The following is a 17,347-nucleotide window of genomic DNA, read 5'->3' as shown; positions in this document are numbered from 1 at the left end:
AACCATGCCCCTGTCAACGCCCATGCCGCTGGACGTCAAGCTCATGAACACCTTCTCGGTGGTTCTGGGCCTGGCGTTTGCCGCCATGCTCGTGGCCCTGGGCGTGGCATGGCTGATGCGGCAGTCCCTGTTCAACCTGAGCGCGATCCGCGTGCAGGGCGACCTGATTCACAACAACGCGGTGACCTTGCGCGCCAACGTGGCGCCCCGGCTGGCGGGCAACTTCTTCACGGTCGACCTGGCCGCCACGCGCGCGGTGTTCGAGTCGGTGCCCTGGGTGCGCCGGGCGCTGGTGCAGCGCGAATTCCCCAACCGCCTCAAGGTCGTGCTGCAGGAGCACAAGCCGGTGGCCTTCTGGGGCTCCGAAGGCGATGCCCGGCTGGTCAACAGCTTTGGCGAGGTGTTCGAAGCCAATCAGGGTGATGTGGAAGCCGAAGACCTGCCAATGCTCAATGGCCCGCCCGGTCAGGCGCCGCTGGTGCTGCAGGCCTACCAGGTGCTCTCGCCGCTGTTTGACGAGACGGATTCGACACTGGTGCAGCTTCAGTTGAGCGGCCAGGGCAGCTGGCGCGCCCAGCTGGACAGCGGCGCCCTGCTTGAACTGGGGCATGGCTCCGTCGATGAAATACAGACGCGCACGCGCCGCTTTCTTGCCACGCTGACGCAGGTGTCGGCCCGGTATGGGCGCGAGCTGGAGTCAGCCGACCTGCGTTACGGCAACGGGTATGCAGTCAAGCTCAAGGGCGTCACCACGGGAAATCCCGCTGACAAAGACGACGGAAAGAAAAAAAGGTAAATAGATATGGCCAAGGAATACAAAGATCTGGTGGTCGGGCTGGACATCGGAACCAGCAAGGTCATGGCGGTGGTGGCCGAGGTCATGCCGGGCGGCGAGCTCAAGCTGGCAGGCCTGGGCATTGCGGCGAGCAACGGCTTGAAGCGCGGCGTGGTCGTCAACATCGACGCCACGGTGCAAAGCATCCAGCAGGCCCTGAAAGAGGCCGAGCTGATGGCCGACTGCAAGATCGCCCGTGTCTACACCGGCATCACCGGCAGCCACATCCGCGGCATCAACTCCAGCGGCATGGTGGCGGTGAAAGACAAGGAAGTCACGCAAGCCGACGTGGCGCGGGTCATCGAAACCGCCAAGGCCATCAATATCTCGACCGACCAGCGTCTCTTGCTGGTGGAGCCGCAGGAGTTTGTCATCGACGGGCAGGATGTGCGCGAACCCATCGGCATGAGCGGCATCCGCCTGGAAGCCAAGGTGCACATCGTGACCGGGGCACAAAGCGCGGCCGAAAACATCATCAAGTGCGTGCGCCGCTGCGGGCTGGAAGTCGACCAGTTGATGCTGAACCCGCTGGCTTCCAGCCTCTCGGTGCTGACGCAGGACGAGCAGGAGCTCGGTGTGGCGCTGGTGGATATCGGCGCCGGCACCACCGACGTTGCCATCTTCACGGGCGGCGCCATCCGGCACACGGCGGTGATCCCGATTGCCGGCGACCTCATCACCAGCGACATCGCCATGGCGCTGCGCACGCCCACCAAAGACGCCGAAGACATCAAGGTGGAGAGCGGTTATGCCAAGCAGTTGCTGGCCGACCCGGATACCCAGGTGGAAGTCCCGGGCCTGGGTGACCGCGGCCCGCGCATGCTGAGCAAGCAGGCCCTGGCCGGCGTGATCGAACCGCGCATTGAAGAGATTTTCTCGCTGGTCCAGCAGGTGATCCGCGAGTCGGGTTACGAAGAAGTGTTGTCCTCGGGCATCGTCATCACCGGTGGCAGCGCTGTCATGCCGGGCATGGTGGAGCTTGGCGAAGACATCTTCCTCAAACCGGTGCGGCGCGGCATACCGCGTTACTCGAGCGCGCTGTCCGACATGGTGGCCCAGGCGAGAGCCGCCACCGTCATGGGCCTGCTCGAAGAGGCCCGGCTGGCGCGCATGCGGGGCTACAAGGTGTCGCAAAAGGCGGGCAGCGTGCACAACGCATTCGGCCGTGTCAAAGACTGGTTTGTGGGGAACTTCTGATGAAAACCTATTCCACTTTTATCGGCAGGCCTTCGCGTTGCATGCATTCCGGCGGGGCGGATCCCCCTGCATGAGAAAGCCATGTCAACCATAAATACAAATTTCCGATTATTGGCAACTGCAGTTTATTGATTAGGAGGCTCCCAATGAGCATCGAAATGATTGAAATCGAAGAATTCAACCAGGGCACACAGATCAAGGTGATCGGTGTGGGCGGCGGTGGCGGCAACGCCGTCGGGCACATGATCGAATGCGGCGTGCAAGGCGTCGAGTTCATCTGCGCCAACACCGACGCACAGGCGCTCAGCCGCGGCAGCGCGCACAAGACCATCCAGCTGGGCAACAGCGGCCTGGGCGCGGGCAGCAAGCCCGACAAGGGCCGTGACGCGGCCGAACTGGCGGCGGACGACATTCGCAGCGCCATCGACGGCGCGCACATGCTGTTTATCACCGCCGGCATGGGCGGCGGCACGGGCACCGGTGCTGCGCCTGTGATCGCGCGCATCGCCAAAGAGATGGGCATCCTGACGGTCGGCGTGGTGACCAAGCCTTTCGAGTTCGAAGGCGGCCGCCGCATGACCAACGCCGACCTGGGCCTGGCCGAGCTCGAAGCCAACGTCGACTCGCTGATCGTGGTGCTGAACGAGAAGCTGCTCGAAGTGCTGGGCGACGACGTCACGCAGGACGAAGCTTTCGCGCATGCCAACGACGTGCTGAAAAACGCCGTGGGCGGCATTGCCGAAATCATCAATGTTCCCGGCCATGTGAACGTCGACTTTGAAGACGTGCGCACCGTGATGGGTGAACCCGGCAAGGCCATGATGGGCACGGCCAAGGCCAACGGCCCTGACCGCGCGCGCATCGCCGCTGAGCAGGCCGTGGCCTGCCCGCTGCTGGAAGGCATCGACCTGTCAGGCGCCAAGGGCGTGCTGGTGCTGATCTCGGCAGCCAAGGGTTCGCTCAAGCTGAGCGAATCCAAGCTGGCGATGAACACCATCCGCGCTTATGCATCGCCTGATGCGCATGTGATCTACGGCACGGCCTATGACGACGAGCTGGGCGACGACATCCGCGTGACCGTGGTTGCGACCGGTCTGTCCCGCCAGGGCGTGCGCCGCCATGCGCCGCCGCTGCAGGTGCTGCGCACCGGTACTGACAACGTGCCGTTTAATGTGCCTACGCTGAATGCAACGGCCGGTGCTACGGGTGCGACACAGATGAGCACGGGCTCGGCGCAGCCGGATTATGGAAATATGGCAGTGCCTAGTGTTTGGCGTACGAACCGGACGCAGGCGGCTGCGAAGGTGGATGCGCTTGCGTCGGGAGGAATGGACGACTTTGAGATACCAGCATTCCTCCGCAAACAAGCCGACTAACGATTAATGGGTGTAAAGCTACTGCGCGACCCGATCTTGCGTTTGCGGTGCTCGCCGTACCTTAGTACGGCTCCGCTCCTCGACGCAACCTCGGGGCGCTCGCTACGCTTTCCATCCCATTAATCGCGTTTGGGTAGTGGGCCGGGCGCTCGTTGCTGGTGCCCCAATGCACTCTGCCTATGCCCGGCATTGCTATCCCCTACCCTTGAAATGGCCTTGCGCCGCCTAAAATAGACACCATGCTTGCCCAAAGAACGCTTAAATCACTGACCAAGGCCGTGGGCGTGGGCCTGCACAGTGGGCAGCGGGTGGAGTTGACTTTGCGGCCTGCTGCGCCGGACACGGGGATTGTGTTTCGCCGTGTGGATTTGCCGCAGCCGGTGGATATCGTGATCTCTGCGCAGGCGGTGACGGATACGCGGCTGGCGTCGACGATTTCCAGCGGCAGTGCCAAGGTGCATACCGTTGAGCATCTGATGTCGGCCTGTGCGGGCCTGGGCATCGACAACCTGTATGTCGACATCACGGCCGAAGAAGTGCCGATTCTGGATGGTTCGGCTTCGTCGTTTGTGTTTTTGCTGCAGTCGGCAGGCATTGCGCTGCAGGTTGCGCCCAAGCGTTTTATCCGGGTGATCAAGCCGGTGGAAGTGCGCGAAGGCGAGGGCGCCAACACCAAGTGGGCTCGCTTGAGTCCTTACGAAGGCTACAAGCTCAGCTTTGAAATTGATTTCGACCACCCGGCAGTGGACTCCACCGGCCAGCGTGTGGAGTTCGACATGGGCTCGGGCGCCTATACGCGTGACATCGCGCGGGCCCGTACCTTCGGCTTCACCAAAGACGTGGAAATGATGCGCGCCAACGGCCTGGCCCTGGGCGGCGGGCTGGACAACGCTATCGTGATGGACGACTACAAGGTGCTCAACAGCGACGGCCTGCGCTACAACGACGAGTTCGTGAAGCACAAGATCCTCGACGCCATGGGCGACCTGTATTTGATCGGCAAGCCGCTGCTGGCCGCGTACGGCGCATTCCGCTCCGGCCACGCGATGAACAACAAGCTGCTGCGCGAACTGCTGGCGCACAAGGACGCCTACGAGGTCGTCACTTTTGAAGACGAGAAAAAAGCGCCACAGGGCTTTGCCACTCTGGCGCGCGCCTGGTAGCCGGGCAGGCTTCTTCAATGCTGCTGTTTCGCTGGCTCATCCTGCTTTTCCTGCTGGCGGCCGTGGTGTCGTTCATGTTTTACGCCGGCACCGGCCAGGTGCGCTTCAAACGCTACGGACTCACCATCCTCAAGTGGACGCTGATCGCGGCGTTTGGATTTTTCGCGGTGCTGATTCTCGAGCGCATTGCCTAGCGGCTGCGCCCACCCCGGTAATTTCCCGTTATCTGCGCACCCGTGCCACTGGCCTGCGCCAGCCGCGCCATGGCGCTGCCTACATGGGCGTGGGTAATGGCCAGCCCTAGCGCGTCGGCCGCATCCTTGCCGGGCAGTGACGGCAACTTCAACAGCCGCATCACCATTTCCTGCACCTCGGCCTTGCCGGCCTTGCCGTAGCCAGCCACGGCCTTCTTGAGCTGCAGGGCGGTGTATTCAGCCACCGACAGTTCGCGTGAAACCAGTGCGGTGATGCAAGCCCCGCGCGCCTGACCCAGCAGCAAAGTGGCTTGCGGGTTGACGTTGACAAATATGATCTCGACCGAGGCCGCATCGGGCTGGTAGCGTTCGACCACCTCGCACACACCTTCAAAAAGCACCTTGAGCCGGCCGGGCAGGTCGGCGCGTTCCAGGTGCGTGGTCTTGATGGTGCCGCTGGCCACGTAACGAAGGTGCTGGCCGTCCACATCTACCACGCCGAAGCCGGAAGTCTGCAGGCCGGGGTCTATGCCTAGGATGCGCATGGCAATAGGGACGGAAGAGGCCTAAAGGCCGAAGTACCAGCGGACCGAATGGAAGAAGATCGGTGCGCCGAAGCACAGCGCGTCCACCCGGTCCAGCAGCCCGCTGGCGCCGGTGACGCCCACGCCGCGTTTGCCCCAGTTGGGAATGCCGCGGTCGCGCTTGAGTGCCTTCATCACCAGGTGGCCCAGCGAGCCCGACACGCAGGCGATAAAGGCCATGGCCACTGCCTGCGCGGGCTTGAAGGGCGTCAGGCCCGCCAGCAGGCCGCCCAGCAGGCTGGCCACCACCACGGCAATCAGCCAGCTGGTCCAGTTAAAGCTCTTGCTCACATTGGGCGCACTCGGCGGGCGCTGCAGCTTGCGGCCCACCAGGTACTCCACAATCATGCAGCTTTGCACCACAAACACCAGAAAGAACACCAAAAAGGCGTTCTTGCCCTCGTAGTTGGGAAATTTCAGCAGCATCAGCGCGGGCACATGGCTCATGCCGTAGACGCAGACCATGATGCCCCACTGCAGCTTGGCGTTGCGCTCCAGAAAGCGCTGCGGGTCGTCGGCCAGCGCGCTGACCACCGGGATCGCCAGGAACACATACACCGGGATGAACACGGTGATGAGGTCAAAGCGCCGCGTGATGACCAGCGCGAACTGCACCGGCAGCACCACAAAGAAGGCCAGCACCAGACTGCGGTGGTCGCCCTGTCGTGTGGGTGAGAGCGTGATGAACTCGCGCAGCGCAAAAAACGCCACCAGTCCGAACAGCACCGTGGCCACGGTTTCGCCCAGCGTCCAGCCGATCCAGAACACGGTGGACATCAGCCACGAGGTGCGCAGCAGGCCGTTGAACTCCTTGAGTTTCTGGGTGTGCAGGTCGTCCTCGTGCGTGTCTTTGAGCGACATCACAAAGGCGGCCACGCTGATGAGCGTCAGCACGCCGAACACCAGCACAAAGAGCAGGCCGACCTGCTGCGAGGGGGAAAGGTTGCGCAAAAAGGTGTTCATCAGGATTCCCGCAGCTCCATCACCGCCTGGCGCGCGCGCGTCAGGAATTCGCCCCGGTCTTCACCGGGGGCCAGCGAAATCGGCGCACCGAAGGTGACTGAGCACAGGATGGGCACCGGCACGACTTCGCCCTTGGGCATGACGCGCTGCACGTTGTTGATCCAGGCCGGCACCAGCACCACATGCGGAAACTTGAGCGCCAGGTTGTAAAGGCCGGCCTTGAACTTTTGCGGCTCTTCCTGGTTGCCGCGCGTGCCTTCCGGGAACAGGATGATGGAGTCGCCGTTGGTCAGTGCCTCGATCAGCGGCTCCAGCGGGTCCTGGTCGCCGGTCTTGGCGCGGTCCACATAGATGGCGTTGAAGACCGCCGTGGTGATCCACTGCTTGAACGGCGTCTTGGTCCAATAATCCTTGGCCGCGATGGGGCGGGTGATGCTGCGCAACTCTTCAGGCAGCGCCGCCCACATCAGCACCAGGTCGGCATGGCTTTGGTGGTTGGCGAAGTAGATGCGCTGCTCGGCTTTGGGCGGGCAACCCTGCCAGCGGGCCTGGGCGCCGGTCAGTGTCCGGATCAGCCCCAGCAGGAAAAGGCTCATTATTTTGGCAAGCATGGCGCCGATGATACGTTCCCGCCGTGACTGTCTGGCGCGAATCGAGCTATTCTGGTACACAGCAAGGTACGCCTGTCTTTAATACTTCTGTTTGTTGTTCATGCTGAAATTTCATACCTCCACTTTTTCTGCCATGTCCCCGCGTGGGGCGTCTTTGTCCCGCTGGCTGGCCGGCGGTGCATGTCTGGTGCTTTCATGCGCCGCCTGGGGCCAGTTCCAGGTCCACGGGCGTTTCTCGGCCTCCACACTGGACCCAGGCTGGACGCCGGGCGGGGCAGTGGCGCTGACAGCGCCTGTTGCCGATGCCGAAGGCGCCGGCTGGCTCCGGCTTACGGGCAATGTCGGCCGTGCGCAGGGCAATGTGCGGTACACCGCCGCCAGTTTCAGCGCGCAGGGCGGCGTGACACTCGCTTTCAGCTATGCCTCATGGGGCGGCGGTGCGCCGGGCGCCGACGGCATCACGGTGTTTCTGTATGACGCCACGCAAAACATGGCGGGTGCGCTGCCGGGCGGCGGCCTGGGTTACTGCAAGGGCGCGGGCGGCTACCTGGCGCTGGCGCTGGACGAGTACGGCAATTTCTCCAGCCCGGCAGACAACTGCGCGGGCGGCGGCGGCCCCGGCGGCGCGCCGCAGGCGCTGGTGCTGCGCGGCCCGGTGGCTGCCGGCAACCCCTTCATTGCCCATGTAGCCGTGCCCGGCAATGTCGACCAGGCCACAGCCACCGCGCGCCCGGTGGCGCGCCAGGTCGTGATGACCCTCTCGCCCAAGGCGGCGGGCCCGGGCTACACCATCAATGTTGATATGCGTGACGGCGCGGCCGGCCCTTACCGGCGCCTGGTGACCAATGCAGACTTTCCCTATGCCGCGCCTGCCGCGTTGAGTGTGGGCGTGGCCGGCAGCACCGGCGGCGCCAAGAATGTGCATGAGGTGCGGGATCTGATGGTGACCGGCAACGCGGCGAACCCGCCTGTGGTCAACCAGGTATTCACGCCGGCGGCGGTTGCGCCCGGCGCACCCAGCGCGCTGGAGATGCATTTTGGCGCCACCGGCGCTCGCGGCGCCATCTTGAGCGCACCGTTCACGCAAACCTTGCCAGCAGGCCTTGTGGTCGCCACGCCGCTCAGCCTGAGTGGCAGTTGCCTGGGCGCCGTCAATGCGGCGCCGGGCGGCAACACGGTGACTGTCGATGCCGGCATGGCCATACGCAATGGCGGGTGCTCGGTGATCGTCAAGGTCCGCGCGGCGCAGGCCGGCAACTACACCACCGCCGCGCCGCCGGGCAGCCTGCAAACCGACATCGGCCGCAATACGGTGCCGGGGTCGGCTTCGCTGGTGGTCAAGCGCTAAGGGAGCTCTACGCCGCCCATGCGGGCCACGATGGTGCTGGCGCGCGAGGCCAGGTAGCCTGAGCCGGGCCGCGTTTCAAAGTACTTGGGCCGGGGCAACATCACGGCCAGGCGCGCGGCCTCATAGGCGCTGAGCTTGGCCGCGGGCTTGCGGTAGTAGTGCTGGGCCGCGGCCTCCGCGCCGAAGATGCCTTCGCCCCATTCCACGCTGTTGAGGTAAATCTCCAGGATGCGTTCCTTGCTCAGCAGGGCTTCCAGCAGCAGGGTCAGCACCAGCTCCTGGCCTTTGCGCAGCAAGGTGCGCTCGCCCGACAAGAAAAGGTTTTTGGCCAGCTGCTGCGTGATGGTGGAGCCGCCCACGATCTTTACCGGCTTGGCCGGCGCTGCCGCCGCTTTGGCCGGGGCCAGCCGGCTGGCCGACTGCGCGGCGCGTTGCTCGGCCTTGGCGTTTTTGTCCCAGGCTTTTTCCAGCGCTTCCATGTCCACGCCGTCATGCTCGGCAAAGCTGGCGTCTTCAGATGCGATGACGGCGCGCTTGAGGTAGGCCGGCAGCTCGCTGTAAGGCACCCACTGCTGACGCCATTTCAGCGAGCCGGTGTTGCGCGTGATCAGGTAGGCCTCAGAACGCTGGAAGGCGGTGGACTCCGGGTTCACCACGGCCATCATGGCGATGCGCGCCACAAAAAACAGTTGCAGCGCCAGGCCCGCGATCAGCCCGAGGCCCAGCAAGCGGAGCAGTGCTTTCATGATGCGCGCACCTTCATTCGCTTATCGGCCTTACCCGAACTGCGCCCGCATTTCCCGCAGCACCTGCGCCGAAGGCGGGCGCACCTTGCGCCACAGCTCAAAGGCCTCGGCGGCTTGTTCCACCAGCATGCCCAGGCCGTCGCGCGGCGTGGCGCCGTGGTCTTTGGCCCAGGCCATAAAGCCGGCTGCGGCAGGGCCGTACATCATGTCGCAGGCCAGGGCGCCGGGCTTGAGCACGCTGGCCGCCACCGGCACATCGGCGCCCGCCAGGCTGCTGGCGCTGGCGTTTATGACGACATCAAAATTGCCCTGTAGCCCTTGTAAATCGTGTGTAAGCAGCTCTGTTTTTTGTAGCAAGGCCTGCATGGATGGATGCGCCTTGTGGCTGTCGGCCAGCGCGTCGGCCTTGGCCCGCGTGCGGTTGACGAGCACCAGCCGGCGCGGCCCGGCCGCCAGCAGCGGCCCCAGGGCGCCTGCGCCCGCGCCGCCCGCGCCTATCAGCAGCACATCGCGCCCGGCCAGGGCGACGCCGGCATTGTGCTGGATGTCGTTCACCAGGCCCACGCCGTCGGTGTTGTCGGCATGGACGATGCCGCCGTCCAGCCGCAGCGTGTTGACGGCCCGGGCCAGTTGCGCCCGGTCGGTCAGGGTCGTTGCAGCCTCAAAGGCGTCAAGCTTGAAAGGCACGGTGACGTTGCAGCCTTTAACGCCGTCTTGCACCAGCCGTGCCAGGGTGGCAGCAAAGGCCTCCAGCGGCACCAGCAGGCGCTCGTACTGCAGCGGCTGGCCGGTCAGCTCGGCAAAGCGCGCGTGGATGAATGGTGACTTGCTGTGCGCAATCGGGTTGCCCAGGACGTAATACTGATCCATGGCAATGTCAGCGGCTGGTGAGTTTGGTCTCAAGCGTGTCGTCGCGCGTGAACTTGAAGCGCGACACAACAACAATCTGGTCGGCCCGGCGGCGCATGGCATCGTTGAACTTGCCGAAAGGCCCGGTGCCGCGCACGATGCTTTGCGCGCGCCGGTCCAGCGTCAGGTTGCCCGAGGTCTGCACGACCTCGGTGTCGATCACGCTGCCGTCGAAATTCACGGTGACGACCATGGTCAGCTCGCCATACAGTTTTTTGCCGGCCTGCTCGGGGAAGTTCACCGTGCCCTTGTCTTCGATCTTGCGGCGCAGCTCGTCGTAGTAGACCGCGTAGACCTCTTCGCGCGTGGCCGGGCTGATGTAGCGCTTCTTGGGGCGCGCATTTTCTTCGTTGATGCGGCGCTCGATCTCGGCCAGGATCTTGATCAGCTGCTTGCGCTTTTCTTCACGCTCGGCCTGCGCCGGGTTGTTGGCGGGTTGTGTCAGGTCGGGCGGCGGCATGGAGGCCAGCTGCTTTTTGATGCTGGCCAGCAGCTGGGTTTGCTGCTCCTGCAGCGACTCGACTTTGCGCTGTGCGTCTTCGGTGGCGTCGCCCAGCTCCATCAGGGCCGATGGCGGCAGAGGCGAGGTGGCCCGGCCTTTTTCCGCCTCACCGCCGCCGGCGAGGGACGCCTGTGCGATGGCCTTGGCGAAGTCGGGCTTTTCGTTGGATTTGGCGTTGACCAGGATCACTTCCAGCGGCGTGTCCTGGAACACGCGGTTAAAACGCTCCGGGTCGACAAAACGCACCGTCAGCAACACCACATGAAAGGCGATGGAAGCGCCGAGAGCGATTTGCAGTGTGCTGGGTGATTTCACAGAAGGAGATTATCGGCGTTTCTGCATGCGTTTCGGTGTCAACCCGCCACCGGAGCCGCCGCAGCGGCGTCGGTTTGTGGCTCGTTAACATCGACTGCAATCGAGATCGGCCCTGCGGCCATCTCGGATTCGCCGTCTTCTTCGCCCAACGGGTCGGGCGACTCATCGATTTCCACATCCAGCCGATCGATCACCGTGCCCGAAATATCCAGCGTGATCTCGTCGATCTCGCCCAGCTTCACACGCACTTTCGCGCCGCGCGGCAGGCCTTGCGCGCCCACGGCCGGCAGCACCAGCGGCAGCTCGTCGGCGCGCACCAGGTTGTCCTTGAAGGACGTGGCCGTGAGTTCGGTGATGTTGTTTTGCTGCAGGTATTTCAGCGTCCAGTAGCGCTCTATGCCGGCCTGAAAACCGTTGTAGGCGCTGTAGGCCGCATCAAAGCCCGAGATGATGGAAAACAGCTCGGCGTCTTTGGGCTTGAAAGGGGCGGCCAGCGCGGCCGTGCGGCCGTGGCGGGCGCAGGCAATGATCTGCCACTGGTTGACCAGGTCGGTGTAGCGGCGCAGCGGCGAGGTGCTCCAGGCGTAACTTTTCACGCCTATGCCTGCATGCGGCAGGGCCTTGGTGCCCATGCGCACCTTCACGCCGGGCGCCAGGCTCGCCTGGCTGCGGTAAATGCCGGGCACACCGTGCTCGGCCAGCCACTGGCCCCAGGTGCTGTTGGCCAGAATCATGGCCTCGGCCACGATCAAATCCAGCGGCGCACCGCGCTGGCGGGTGCTGATGCTGACCGTCTCGTTGCCCTGGGGCTCGCCGCCCGTGGGGTTATCGAGGCGGAAGTTGTAGTCGGGCCGGTTGAAATTCTCGGGTTTGCCGCGCACGATTTCGCGCTGTGCCTTCAGATGTTTGGCCAGCCGGTGCAAGAAGGTCAGCTCCACGCCCCATTGCACGTCGGTGGGCGGGCTGCTCTGTGCGGCTTCAAAGAAGGCTTCGGTGAAGGTGCTGTCCAGCACATCGTGGCGCAGGTTGCTCACGATGGGCACCTGCTCCAGCCGGGTCACGCTTTCCTTGATCTCCAGCGTGGCTTCGTCCAGCGTGAGGTAGAGCGACAGGGCGGGGCAGTTGCGGCCTTCCTGCAGCGTGTAGCTTTTGACGATGTCGTCCGGCAGCATGGTCAGCTTGTAGCCGGGCATATAGACGGTGGAAAGCCGCGCGCGGCCCACGGTGTCAATCGGGCTGCCGGGCAGTACGGCCAGGCCCGGCGCGGCGATGTGGATGCCCAGGGTGATGGTGCCACTGCCCAAACCTTGCACGGAGAGTGCATCGTCGATTTCGGTGGTGGCCGAGTCGTCGATGGAAAACGCTTTCACATCGGCCAGCGGCAACTCGTCTTTGACTTCAGGCGCCTGCAAGGCCGGAAAGCCCGTGCCCTTGGGGAAGTTCTCAAACAAAAAGCGCTTCCAGTGAAACTGGTAGGGCGAAGCAATGGCGCCGGCTTTTTGCAGCAAGTCCAGCGGCGCGGTGTGCGTGGCGCGCGAGGCCTCGACCACGGCCTTGTACTCGGCGCTGTTCTTGTCGGGCTTGAAGAGGATTTTGTAAAGCTGCTCGCGCACCGGCGCCGGGCATTCGCCGCGGCCCAGTTCTTCGGCCCAGGCGGTGATCTGCGCCGCGATCTGTTTTTTCTTCTCGATGGCGGCCAGCGCCTGCTGCAGGATTTCGGCCGGCGCCTTTTTGAAGCGGCCCTTGCCGGCGCGGCGGAAATAATGCGGCGCGTCGTACAGGCGAAAGAGGGCGGCGGCCTGCTGTTCCAGCGAGGCAGCCTTGCCGTCGGCGCTGAAATAGTCGCGCGCCAGGTCGGCAAAACCGAATTCCTCTTCGCTGGCAAATTCCCAGGCCAGGTCCAGCTCGATGTCCTGGCTCAGTTTTTGGCCCGCAGCCACCATGTCGGCGGGCGAGGGTTTTTCAAATCTCAGCAGGGCGTTGACGCCCTTGACCTTCACGCGCTTGCCCGAGTCGAGCTCGACCTGCAGCGATGCGTCGCTCTCGGACAAAATGCGGCCGGCCAGGAACTTGCCGGCTTCTTCAAACAATACAAACAAAACGGGATCCCTTTGGCGTCTTTGATGACTTGGGACTAGTGTAATCAGCCCCGGTTTCGGGGGAGGCTTCAGGCCAAAGCGAGAAAGTCCAGGATTTCAGGCACGTGGGTATCAAAGTCGCTCAGCGCATGGTCGCCGCCTTCCAGCAGCCGGATGCGGGCGCCCGCATAACGTGCCGTCATTTCCCGCCAGTCCAGCACTTCGTCGCCCTTGGCGATGACGGCCAGGTAATTGCCGGGTGTTTTCAGTGGCCCGGCGTGCTGTGACCTGAGCTCGTCGACAAAGCGCGGTTCAAAGAAAAAATGCTCGCTCGGGTTGTGCCAGGCGGTTTGTTCGCCAATGTACTTCGCCAGGTCGCGCGCCGGTTCCACCGCCGGGTTGAGCAGCACCGCCTTGCAACCGGTGCGCTCGGCCACCGCGGTGGCGTAAAAGCCGCCCAGAGACGAGCCGATCACCGCCATGCTTTGGTAGCCGGCCTGCTGCGGCCAGCCCGCGATCCCATCAAAGACCATTTCCAGCGCGGCCTGGGGTGATGCCGGCAGTTGCGGACACCACCATTGCACGGCGGGGTGGCGCTCTTGCACCAGGGCCGCCATCTTGCGGGACTTGACGGATTGGGGTGAAGACCGGAAGCCGTGCAGGTAAAGCAGGTGGGTGGTGCGCATGGCGTCATGTTAGACGGGTGGACCCTGCCCCCTGCCAGCCGGGCTGTCGGATAATCAGGCCATGTCCGCCGTTTTCGACAAACCTTCCCTCTACCAGCGCACGCTGCCCATGCTGCAGGGTTTTGACGGGCTGCTGGCGTTTGCCGTCTTCCTGCTGGCTTGCGCGGGCCTCCTGATCATGTATTCGTCCGGCTATGACCACGGCACCCGTTTTGTCGACCACGGCCGCAACATGCTGATCGCCGGGGCCATCATGTTTGTGGTGGCGCAGGTCCCGCCGCAGCGCCTGATGGCCTTTGCCGTGCCGCTGTATATCGCCGGCGTCACCTTGCTGGTCGCGGTGGCGGTTTTCGGCATCACCAAAAAGGGCGCAAAGCGCTGGCTGAATGTGGGCGTGGTCATCCAGCCCAGCGAAATCCTCAAGATCGCCATGCCGCTGATGCTGGCCTGGTGGTTCCAGAAACGCGAAGGCCAGCTGCGCCCGCTGGACTTTCTGGCTGCCGGCTTGCTGCTCATCATCCCGGTCGGGTTGATCATGAAGCAGCCTGATCTCGGCACCTCCTTGCTGGTGCTGGCCGCGGGCCTGGCGGTGATCTTTTTTGCCGGCCTGAGCTGGAAGCTGATCCTGCCGCCCGCCTTGCTGGGGCTGATCGGTGTGTTCCTGATCGTCTGGTATGAGCCGCTGCTGTGCGCCGACGGTATGCGCTGGCCAGTCTTGCACGACTACCAGCAGCAGCGCATCTGCACGCTGCTCGACCCGTCGCGCGACCCGCTGGGCAAGGGTTTTCACATCATCCAGGGCATGATCGCCATCGGCTCGGGCGGTATTACCGGCAAGGGCTTTATGGCCGGCACCCAGACGCACCTGGAGTTCATCCCCGAGCGCACCACCGACTTCATCTTCGCGGCCTATTCCGAAGAGTTCGGCCTCTTGGGCAATCTGCTGCTGATCGCCGGTTTCATCTTCCTCATCCTGCGCGGGCTGGCGATTGCGCTGGAGGCTTCGACGCTGTTTGCGCGCCTGCTGGCCGGCGCGCTGACCATGATTTTTTTCACCTACGCCTTTGTCAATATGGGCATGGTCAGCGGCATCCTGCCGGTGGTGGGCGTGCCCCTGCCTTTCATCAGCTACGGCGGCACCGCCATGGTCACACTGGGGCTGGCCATAGGCATGCTGATGTCGATCGCCAAGGCCAAGCGGCTGGTGCAGTCCTGAACGGAACCTTGGCGTGAACCCCCAGCTCGTGACAGTCATTGGGGCGGGCAATATGGGCGGCGGCATGGCCGCCAACTTGTTGAGCCAGGGCTGGGCGGTACAGGTCTGCGATATCGATGCGGACAAGGTCGCCGACATGGTGGCGCTGGGCGCTACGGCCATCGACTCCCCGGCCGAAGCTGCCGCCGATTCGCTGGCTTTCATCATCTGCGTGGTGGACGCCGTGCAAACCGAAGATGTGCTGTTTGACGGCCAGGGCCTGACCCGCATGCTGCAACCCGGCCATGCCGTGATGCTGTGCCCCACGATTTCCCCGCAAGACGTCGAATCTTTCGCCAGCCGCCTGGCTGCGCGCGGTGTGCACACGCTGGACGCGCCTATGTCGGGCGGGCCTGCGCGGGCCCGCGACGGCTCCATGAGCCTGATGCTGGCTTGCGCGGACGAGGTGTATGCGCAGCAGGCAGCACTGCTGCAGGCCCTGTCAGTCAAGGTCTTCCGCATCAGCCAGAAGCCCGGGGACGGCGCCCGCACCAAGCTGGTCAACAACCTGCTGGCCGGCATCAACCTGGTGGGCGCCGCCGAGGCACTGGCGCTGGCCGGGCGGCTGGGGCTGGACCTCAGCACCACGCTGGACGTGATCGAGCAGTCCAGCGGGCAAAGCTGGATAGGCTCGGACCGCCTGCGCCGCGCAATTGCCGGCGACTACGCCCCGCGCGCGCATGTGACCCTGCTCGAAAAAGACACCCGGCTGGCCATGGAGGCGGCCCGCGCAGCGGGGTTTGACGGCCCGCTGGGCCTGCGCGCCAGCCAGGTGTTTGCCGACGCGCACCAGGCCGGGCTGGCCGGTGAGGATGACGCGGCCCTCTTTAAGCATCTCAAGCACCTGGCCGGTAAATCCTGAGCCTGGCCGGCAATGCCCATGGGGCATGTCAGGCGGCGCAGACTGCCTACAATGGCCCAATGACCTCACTTCGCTCCACCCCCGCCTCCGCCTCCAACAAGTCCACGGCCTCATCGACGGCCAAGCCGACGGCGGCGTCCACATCCGGGCGGCTGGAGATCGCTGAAAAGCTGCTGCTGGCGCCGTTTGGCCTCACGCAGGCGCATTTGGGCCGTGCATTGGGCGAAATCACCTCGCACGGCGCCGATGACGCCGACCTTTACTTCCAGTACACCCGCAGCGAAGGCTGGAGCCTGGAAGAGGGCATCGTGAAAACCGGCTCCTTCAGCATCGACCAGGGTGTGGGTGTGCGCGCCGTGAGCGGCGAAAAAACCGCCTTTGCCTATTCCGACGACATTTCCGAAGCCTCGCTGCTCGACGCGGCGCGCACTGTGCGCAGCATTGCTGCCGGCGGCAAGTCGGCCCGCGTGAAGACGCCGGCCCGCAAGATTGCCGGCAGCCGTTCGCTCTACGAGGGGCTGGACCCGATCGCCACGCTGGACAGCACCGCCAAAGTCAAGCTGCTCGAAAAAGTTGAAAAACTCGCCAAGGCCAAAGACCCGCGCATCGTGCAAGTGATGGCCGGGCTGGCCAGTGAGTACGACGTGGTGATGGTGGTGCGCGCCGACGGCACGCTGGCCGCCGATGTGCGCCCGCTGGTGCGCCTGAGCGTGACGGTGATTGCCGAGCAAAAGGGCCGCCGTGAAGTCGGCTCGGGCGGCGGCGGCGGACGTTTTGGCCTGGCCTACTTTGACGACGCGCAGATCGCCGAATATGTGAACGACGCGGTGAAAGCCGCGCTGACCAACCTGGACGCGCGCCCCGCACCGGCCGGCGAAATGACGGTGGTGCTGGGTTCGGGCTGGCCCGGCATCTTGCTGCACGAAGCCATCGGCCACGGCCTGGAAGGCGACTTCAACCGCAAAGGCTCCAGCGCGTTCTCCGGCAAGATCGGCCAGCGCGTCGCAGCCAAGGGCGTGACGGTGCTGGACGACGGCACGATTGCCGACCGCCGCGGCTCGCTCAATGTGGACGACGAGGGCCACGCCAGCCAGCGCAATGTGCTGATTGAAGACGGCATTCTGAAAGGCTATATCCAGGATTCGCTCAATGCGCGCCTGATGAAGGTCAAGCCCACCGGCAACGGCCGCCGCGAAAGCTACGCCCATGTGCCCATGCCGCGCATGACCAACACCTATATGCTGGGCGGCGACAAGCAGCCTGAAGAAATCGTGGCCAGCATCAAAAAGGGCCTGTACGCCACCAACTTCGGCGGCGGCCAGGTCGACATTACTTCCGGCAAGTTCGTGTTCTCGGCCAGCGAGGCCTTTTGGGTTGAAAACGGCAAGATCCTGTACCCCGTCAAGGGCGCGACGATTGTCGGCAACGGCCCCGACGCGCTGACCCGCGTCACCATGATGGGCAATGACATGGCGCTGGACAGCGGCGTGGGCACCTGCGGCAAGGAAGGCCAGAGCGTGCCGGTGGGCGTCGGCCAGCCGACGCTGCGCATCGACGGCCTGACGGTGGGCGGAACGGCCTGATCCGGGTCTGAATTGCCTACTTTTTGACCTGTGCTACATTTCAGCTTATGAATTCCGCCAAGTTTTATTTTGGTTACTTTTGGTTCTCAAGCGCTTCCGGCGGTAGAGAGATCAAGGCGTGACCCGATAAAACGCACCGA

The 17,347-nt window shown here is 64.1% G+C and carries 17 protein-coding genes; 9 read left to right on the top strand and 8 right to left on the bottom strand.

Going from position 1 to position 17,347, the window contains the following annotated elements:
* Window positions 1–4 precede the first annotated feature (4 nt).
* The 5 genes from BM408_RS19205 (at window position 5) to BM408_RS23000 (ending at window position 4,765) form a co-directional block, all read left to right on the top strand.
* A complete protein-coding gene (locus BM408_RS19205) occupies window positions 5–796 on the top strand; it encodes a cell division protein FtsQ/DivIB (protein WP_092131937.1) in 792 nt (263 codons plus the stop codon).
* Between the two features lie 6 nt (window positions 797–802).
* Window positions 803–2,032, top strand: a complete 1,230-nt coding sequence (ftsA, locus tag BM408_RS19200; RefSeq protein ID WP_092131935.1) for a cell division protein FtsA — start codon at window positions 803–805, stop codon at window positions 2,030–2,032.
* A 146-nt stretch (window positions 2,033–2,178) separates the two neighbouring features.
* Window positions 2,179–3,408 (top strand): cell division protein FtsZ, encoded by a 1,230-nt coding sequence (ftsZ, locus tag BM408_RS19195; RefSeq protein WP_092131934.1) that lies wholly within the window; start codon window positions 2,179–2,181, stop codon window positions 3,406–3,408.
* A 239-nt stretch (window positions 3,409–3,647) separates the two neighbouring features.
* A complete protein-coding gene (lpxC, locus tag BM408_RS19190) occupies window positions 3,648–4,571 on the top strand; it encodes a UDP-3-O-acyl-N-acetylglucosamine deacetylase (protein WP_092131932.1) in 924 nt (307 codons plus the stop codon).
* A 17-nt stretch (window positions 4,572–4,588) separates the two neighbouring features.
* Window positions 4,589–4,765, top strand: coding sequence for a hypothetical protein (locus BM408_RS23000; RefSeq protein WP_175541846.1), 177 nt, complete (start codon window positions 4,589–4,591; stop codon window positions 4,763–4,765).
* Here BM408_RS23000 and ruvC read toward each other — a convergent pair.
* From ruvC to BM408_RS19175, 3 genes are read right to left on the bottom strand one after another with little or no spacing between them, the layout of a single operon-like run.
* Window positions 4,762–5,310: a crossover junction endodeoxyribonuclease RuvC gene (gene ruvC, locus BM408_RS19185; protein ID WP_092131931.1), complete on the bottom strand. Its 549-nt coding sequence runs from the start codon at window positions 5,308–5,310 to the stop codon at window positions 4,762–4,764. The two genes, BM408_RS23000 and ruvC, sit on opposite strands and share 4 nt — an antisense overlap.
* Window positions 5,311–5,331: 21 nt before the next feature.
* Window positions 5,332–6,312: a phosphatidate cytidylyltransferase gene (locus BM408_RS19180; RefSeq protein WP_092131929.1), complete on the bottom strand. Its 981-nt coding sequence runs from the start codon at window positions 6,310–6,312 to the stop codon at window positions 5,332–5,334.
* Window positions 6,312–6,923 carry a lysophospholipid acyltransferase family protein gene (locus BM408_RS19175; protein WP_092131928.1) on the bottom strand — a complete coding sequence of 204 codons (612 nt, stop codon included), beginning with the start codon at window positions 6,921–6,923 and terminating at the stop codon, window positions 6,312–6,314. The genes BM408_RS19180 and BM408_RS19175 overlap by 1 nt, the downstream gene beginning before the upstream one ends.
* A 133-nt stretch (window positions 6,924–7,056) precedes the next feature.
* On the opposite strand from BM408_RS19175, the gene BM408_RS19170 reads away from it, so the two are divergent.
* On the top strand, window positions 7,057–8,271 hold the full coding sequence (locus BM408_RS19170; RefSeq protein WP_175541845.1) for a DUF7933 domain-containing protein: 1,215 nt from the start codon (window positions 7,057–7,059) through the stop codon (window positions 8,269–8,271).
* Here the strand turns inward: BM408_RS19170 and BM408_RS19165 are convergent.
* The 5 genes from BM408_RS19165 to BM408_RS19145 all read right to left on the bottom strand — a co-directional run bounded on the left by BM408_RS19165 (window position 8,268) and on the right by BM408_RS19145 (window position 13,507).
* Entirely contained in the window at window positions 8,268–9,017 is a 750-nt protein-coding gene (locus tag BM408_RS19165) for a transglycosylase domain-containing protein (protein WP_092131925.1), read from the bottom strand. The two genes, BM408_RS19170 and BM408_RS19165, sit on opposite strands and share 4 nt — an antisense overlap.
* 30 nt (window positions 9,018–9,047) lie before the next feature.
* Window positions 9,048–9,887, bottom strand: a complete 840-nt coding sequence (gene aroE / locus BM408_RS19160) for a shikimate dehydrogenase (RefSeq protein WP_092131923.1) — start codon at window positions 9,885–9,887, stop codon at window positions 9,048–9,050.
* 7 nt (window positions 9,888–9,894) lie between these two features.
* Window positions 9,895–10,743 (bottom strand): energy transducer TonB, encoded by an 849-nt coding sequence (locus BM408_RS19155; protein WP_092131922.1) that lies wholly within the window; start codon window positions 10,741–10,743, stop codon window positions 9,895–9,897.
* 38 nt (window positions 10,744–10,781) lie between these two features.
* Window positions 10,782–12,842 carry a ribonuclease catalytic domain-containing protein gene (locus BM408_RS19150; RefSeq protein WP_092131920.1) on the bottom strand — a complete coding sequence of 687 codons (2,061 nt, stop codon included), beginning with the start codon at window positions 12,840–12,842 and terminating at the stop codon, window positions 10,782–10,784.
* A gap of 68 nt (window positions 12,843–12,910) precedes the next feature.
* Window positions 12,911–13,507, bottom strand: coding sequence for a YqiA/YcfP family alpha/beta fold hydrolase (locus tag BM408_RS19145; protein ID WP_092131919.1), 597 nt, complete (start codon window positions 13,505–13,507; stop codon window positions 12,911–12,913).
* Window positions 13,508–13,568: 61 nt separating this feature from the next.
* Between BM408_RS19145 and rodA the strand changes: the two genes are divergently transcribed.
* Genes rodA through tldD form a run of 3 tightly spaced genes read left to right on the top strand, consistent with a single transcriptional unit; the run spans window position 13,569 to window position 17,207 of the window.
* The gene (rodA, locus tag BM408_RS19140; protein ID WP_092131917.1) at window positions 13,569–14,723 is read left to right on the top strand and encodes a rod shape-determining protein RodA; all 1,155 of its coding nucleotides are present in this window, start codon (window positions 13,569–13,571) and stop codon (window positions 14,721–14,723) included.
* A 13-nt stretch (window positions 14,724–14,736) separates the two neighbouring features.
* Window positions 14,737–15,624: an NAD(P)-dependent oxidoreductase gene (locus BM408_RS19135; protein WP_254774884.1), complete on the top strand. Its 888-nt coding sequence runs from the start codon at window positions 14,737–14,739 to the stop codon at window positions 15,622–15,624.
* A gap of 59 nt (window positions 15,625–15,683) precedes the next feature.
* Window positions 15,684–17,207: a metalloprotease TldD gene (tldD, locus tag BM408_RS19130; protein WP_254774883.1), complete on the top strand. Its 1,524-nt coding sequence runs from the start codon at window positions 15,684–15,686 to the stop codon at window positions 17,205–17,207.
* Window positions 17,208–17,347: the final 140 nt, after the last annotated feature.

The sequence above is a fragment of the Polaromonas sp. YR568 genome (assembly GCF_900116715.1).
Lineage (GTDB): Bacteria > Pseudomonadota > Gammaproteobacteria > Burkholderiales > Burkholderiaceae_C > Polaromonas.
Note: the sequence above shows the minus strand (reverse complement) of the source record. Positions and strands in the feature narration are given on the sequence as shown.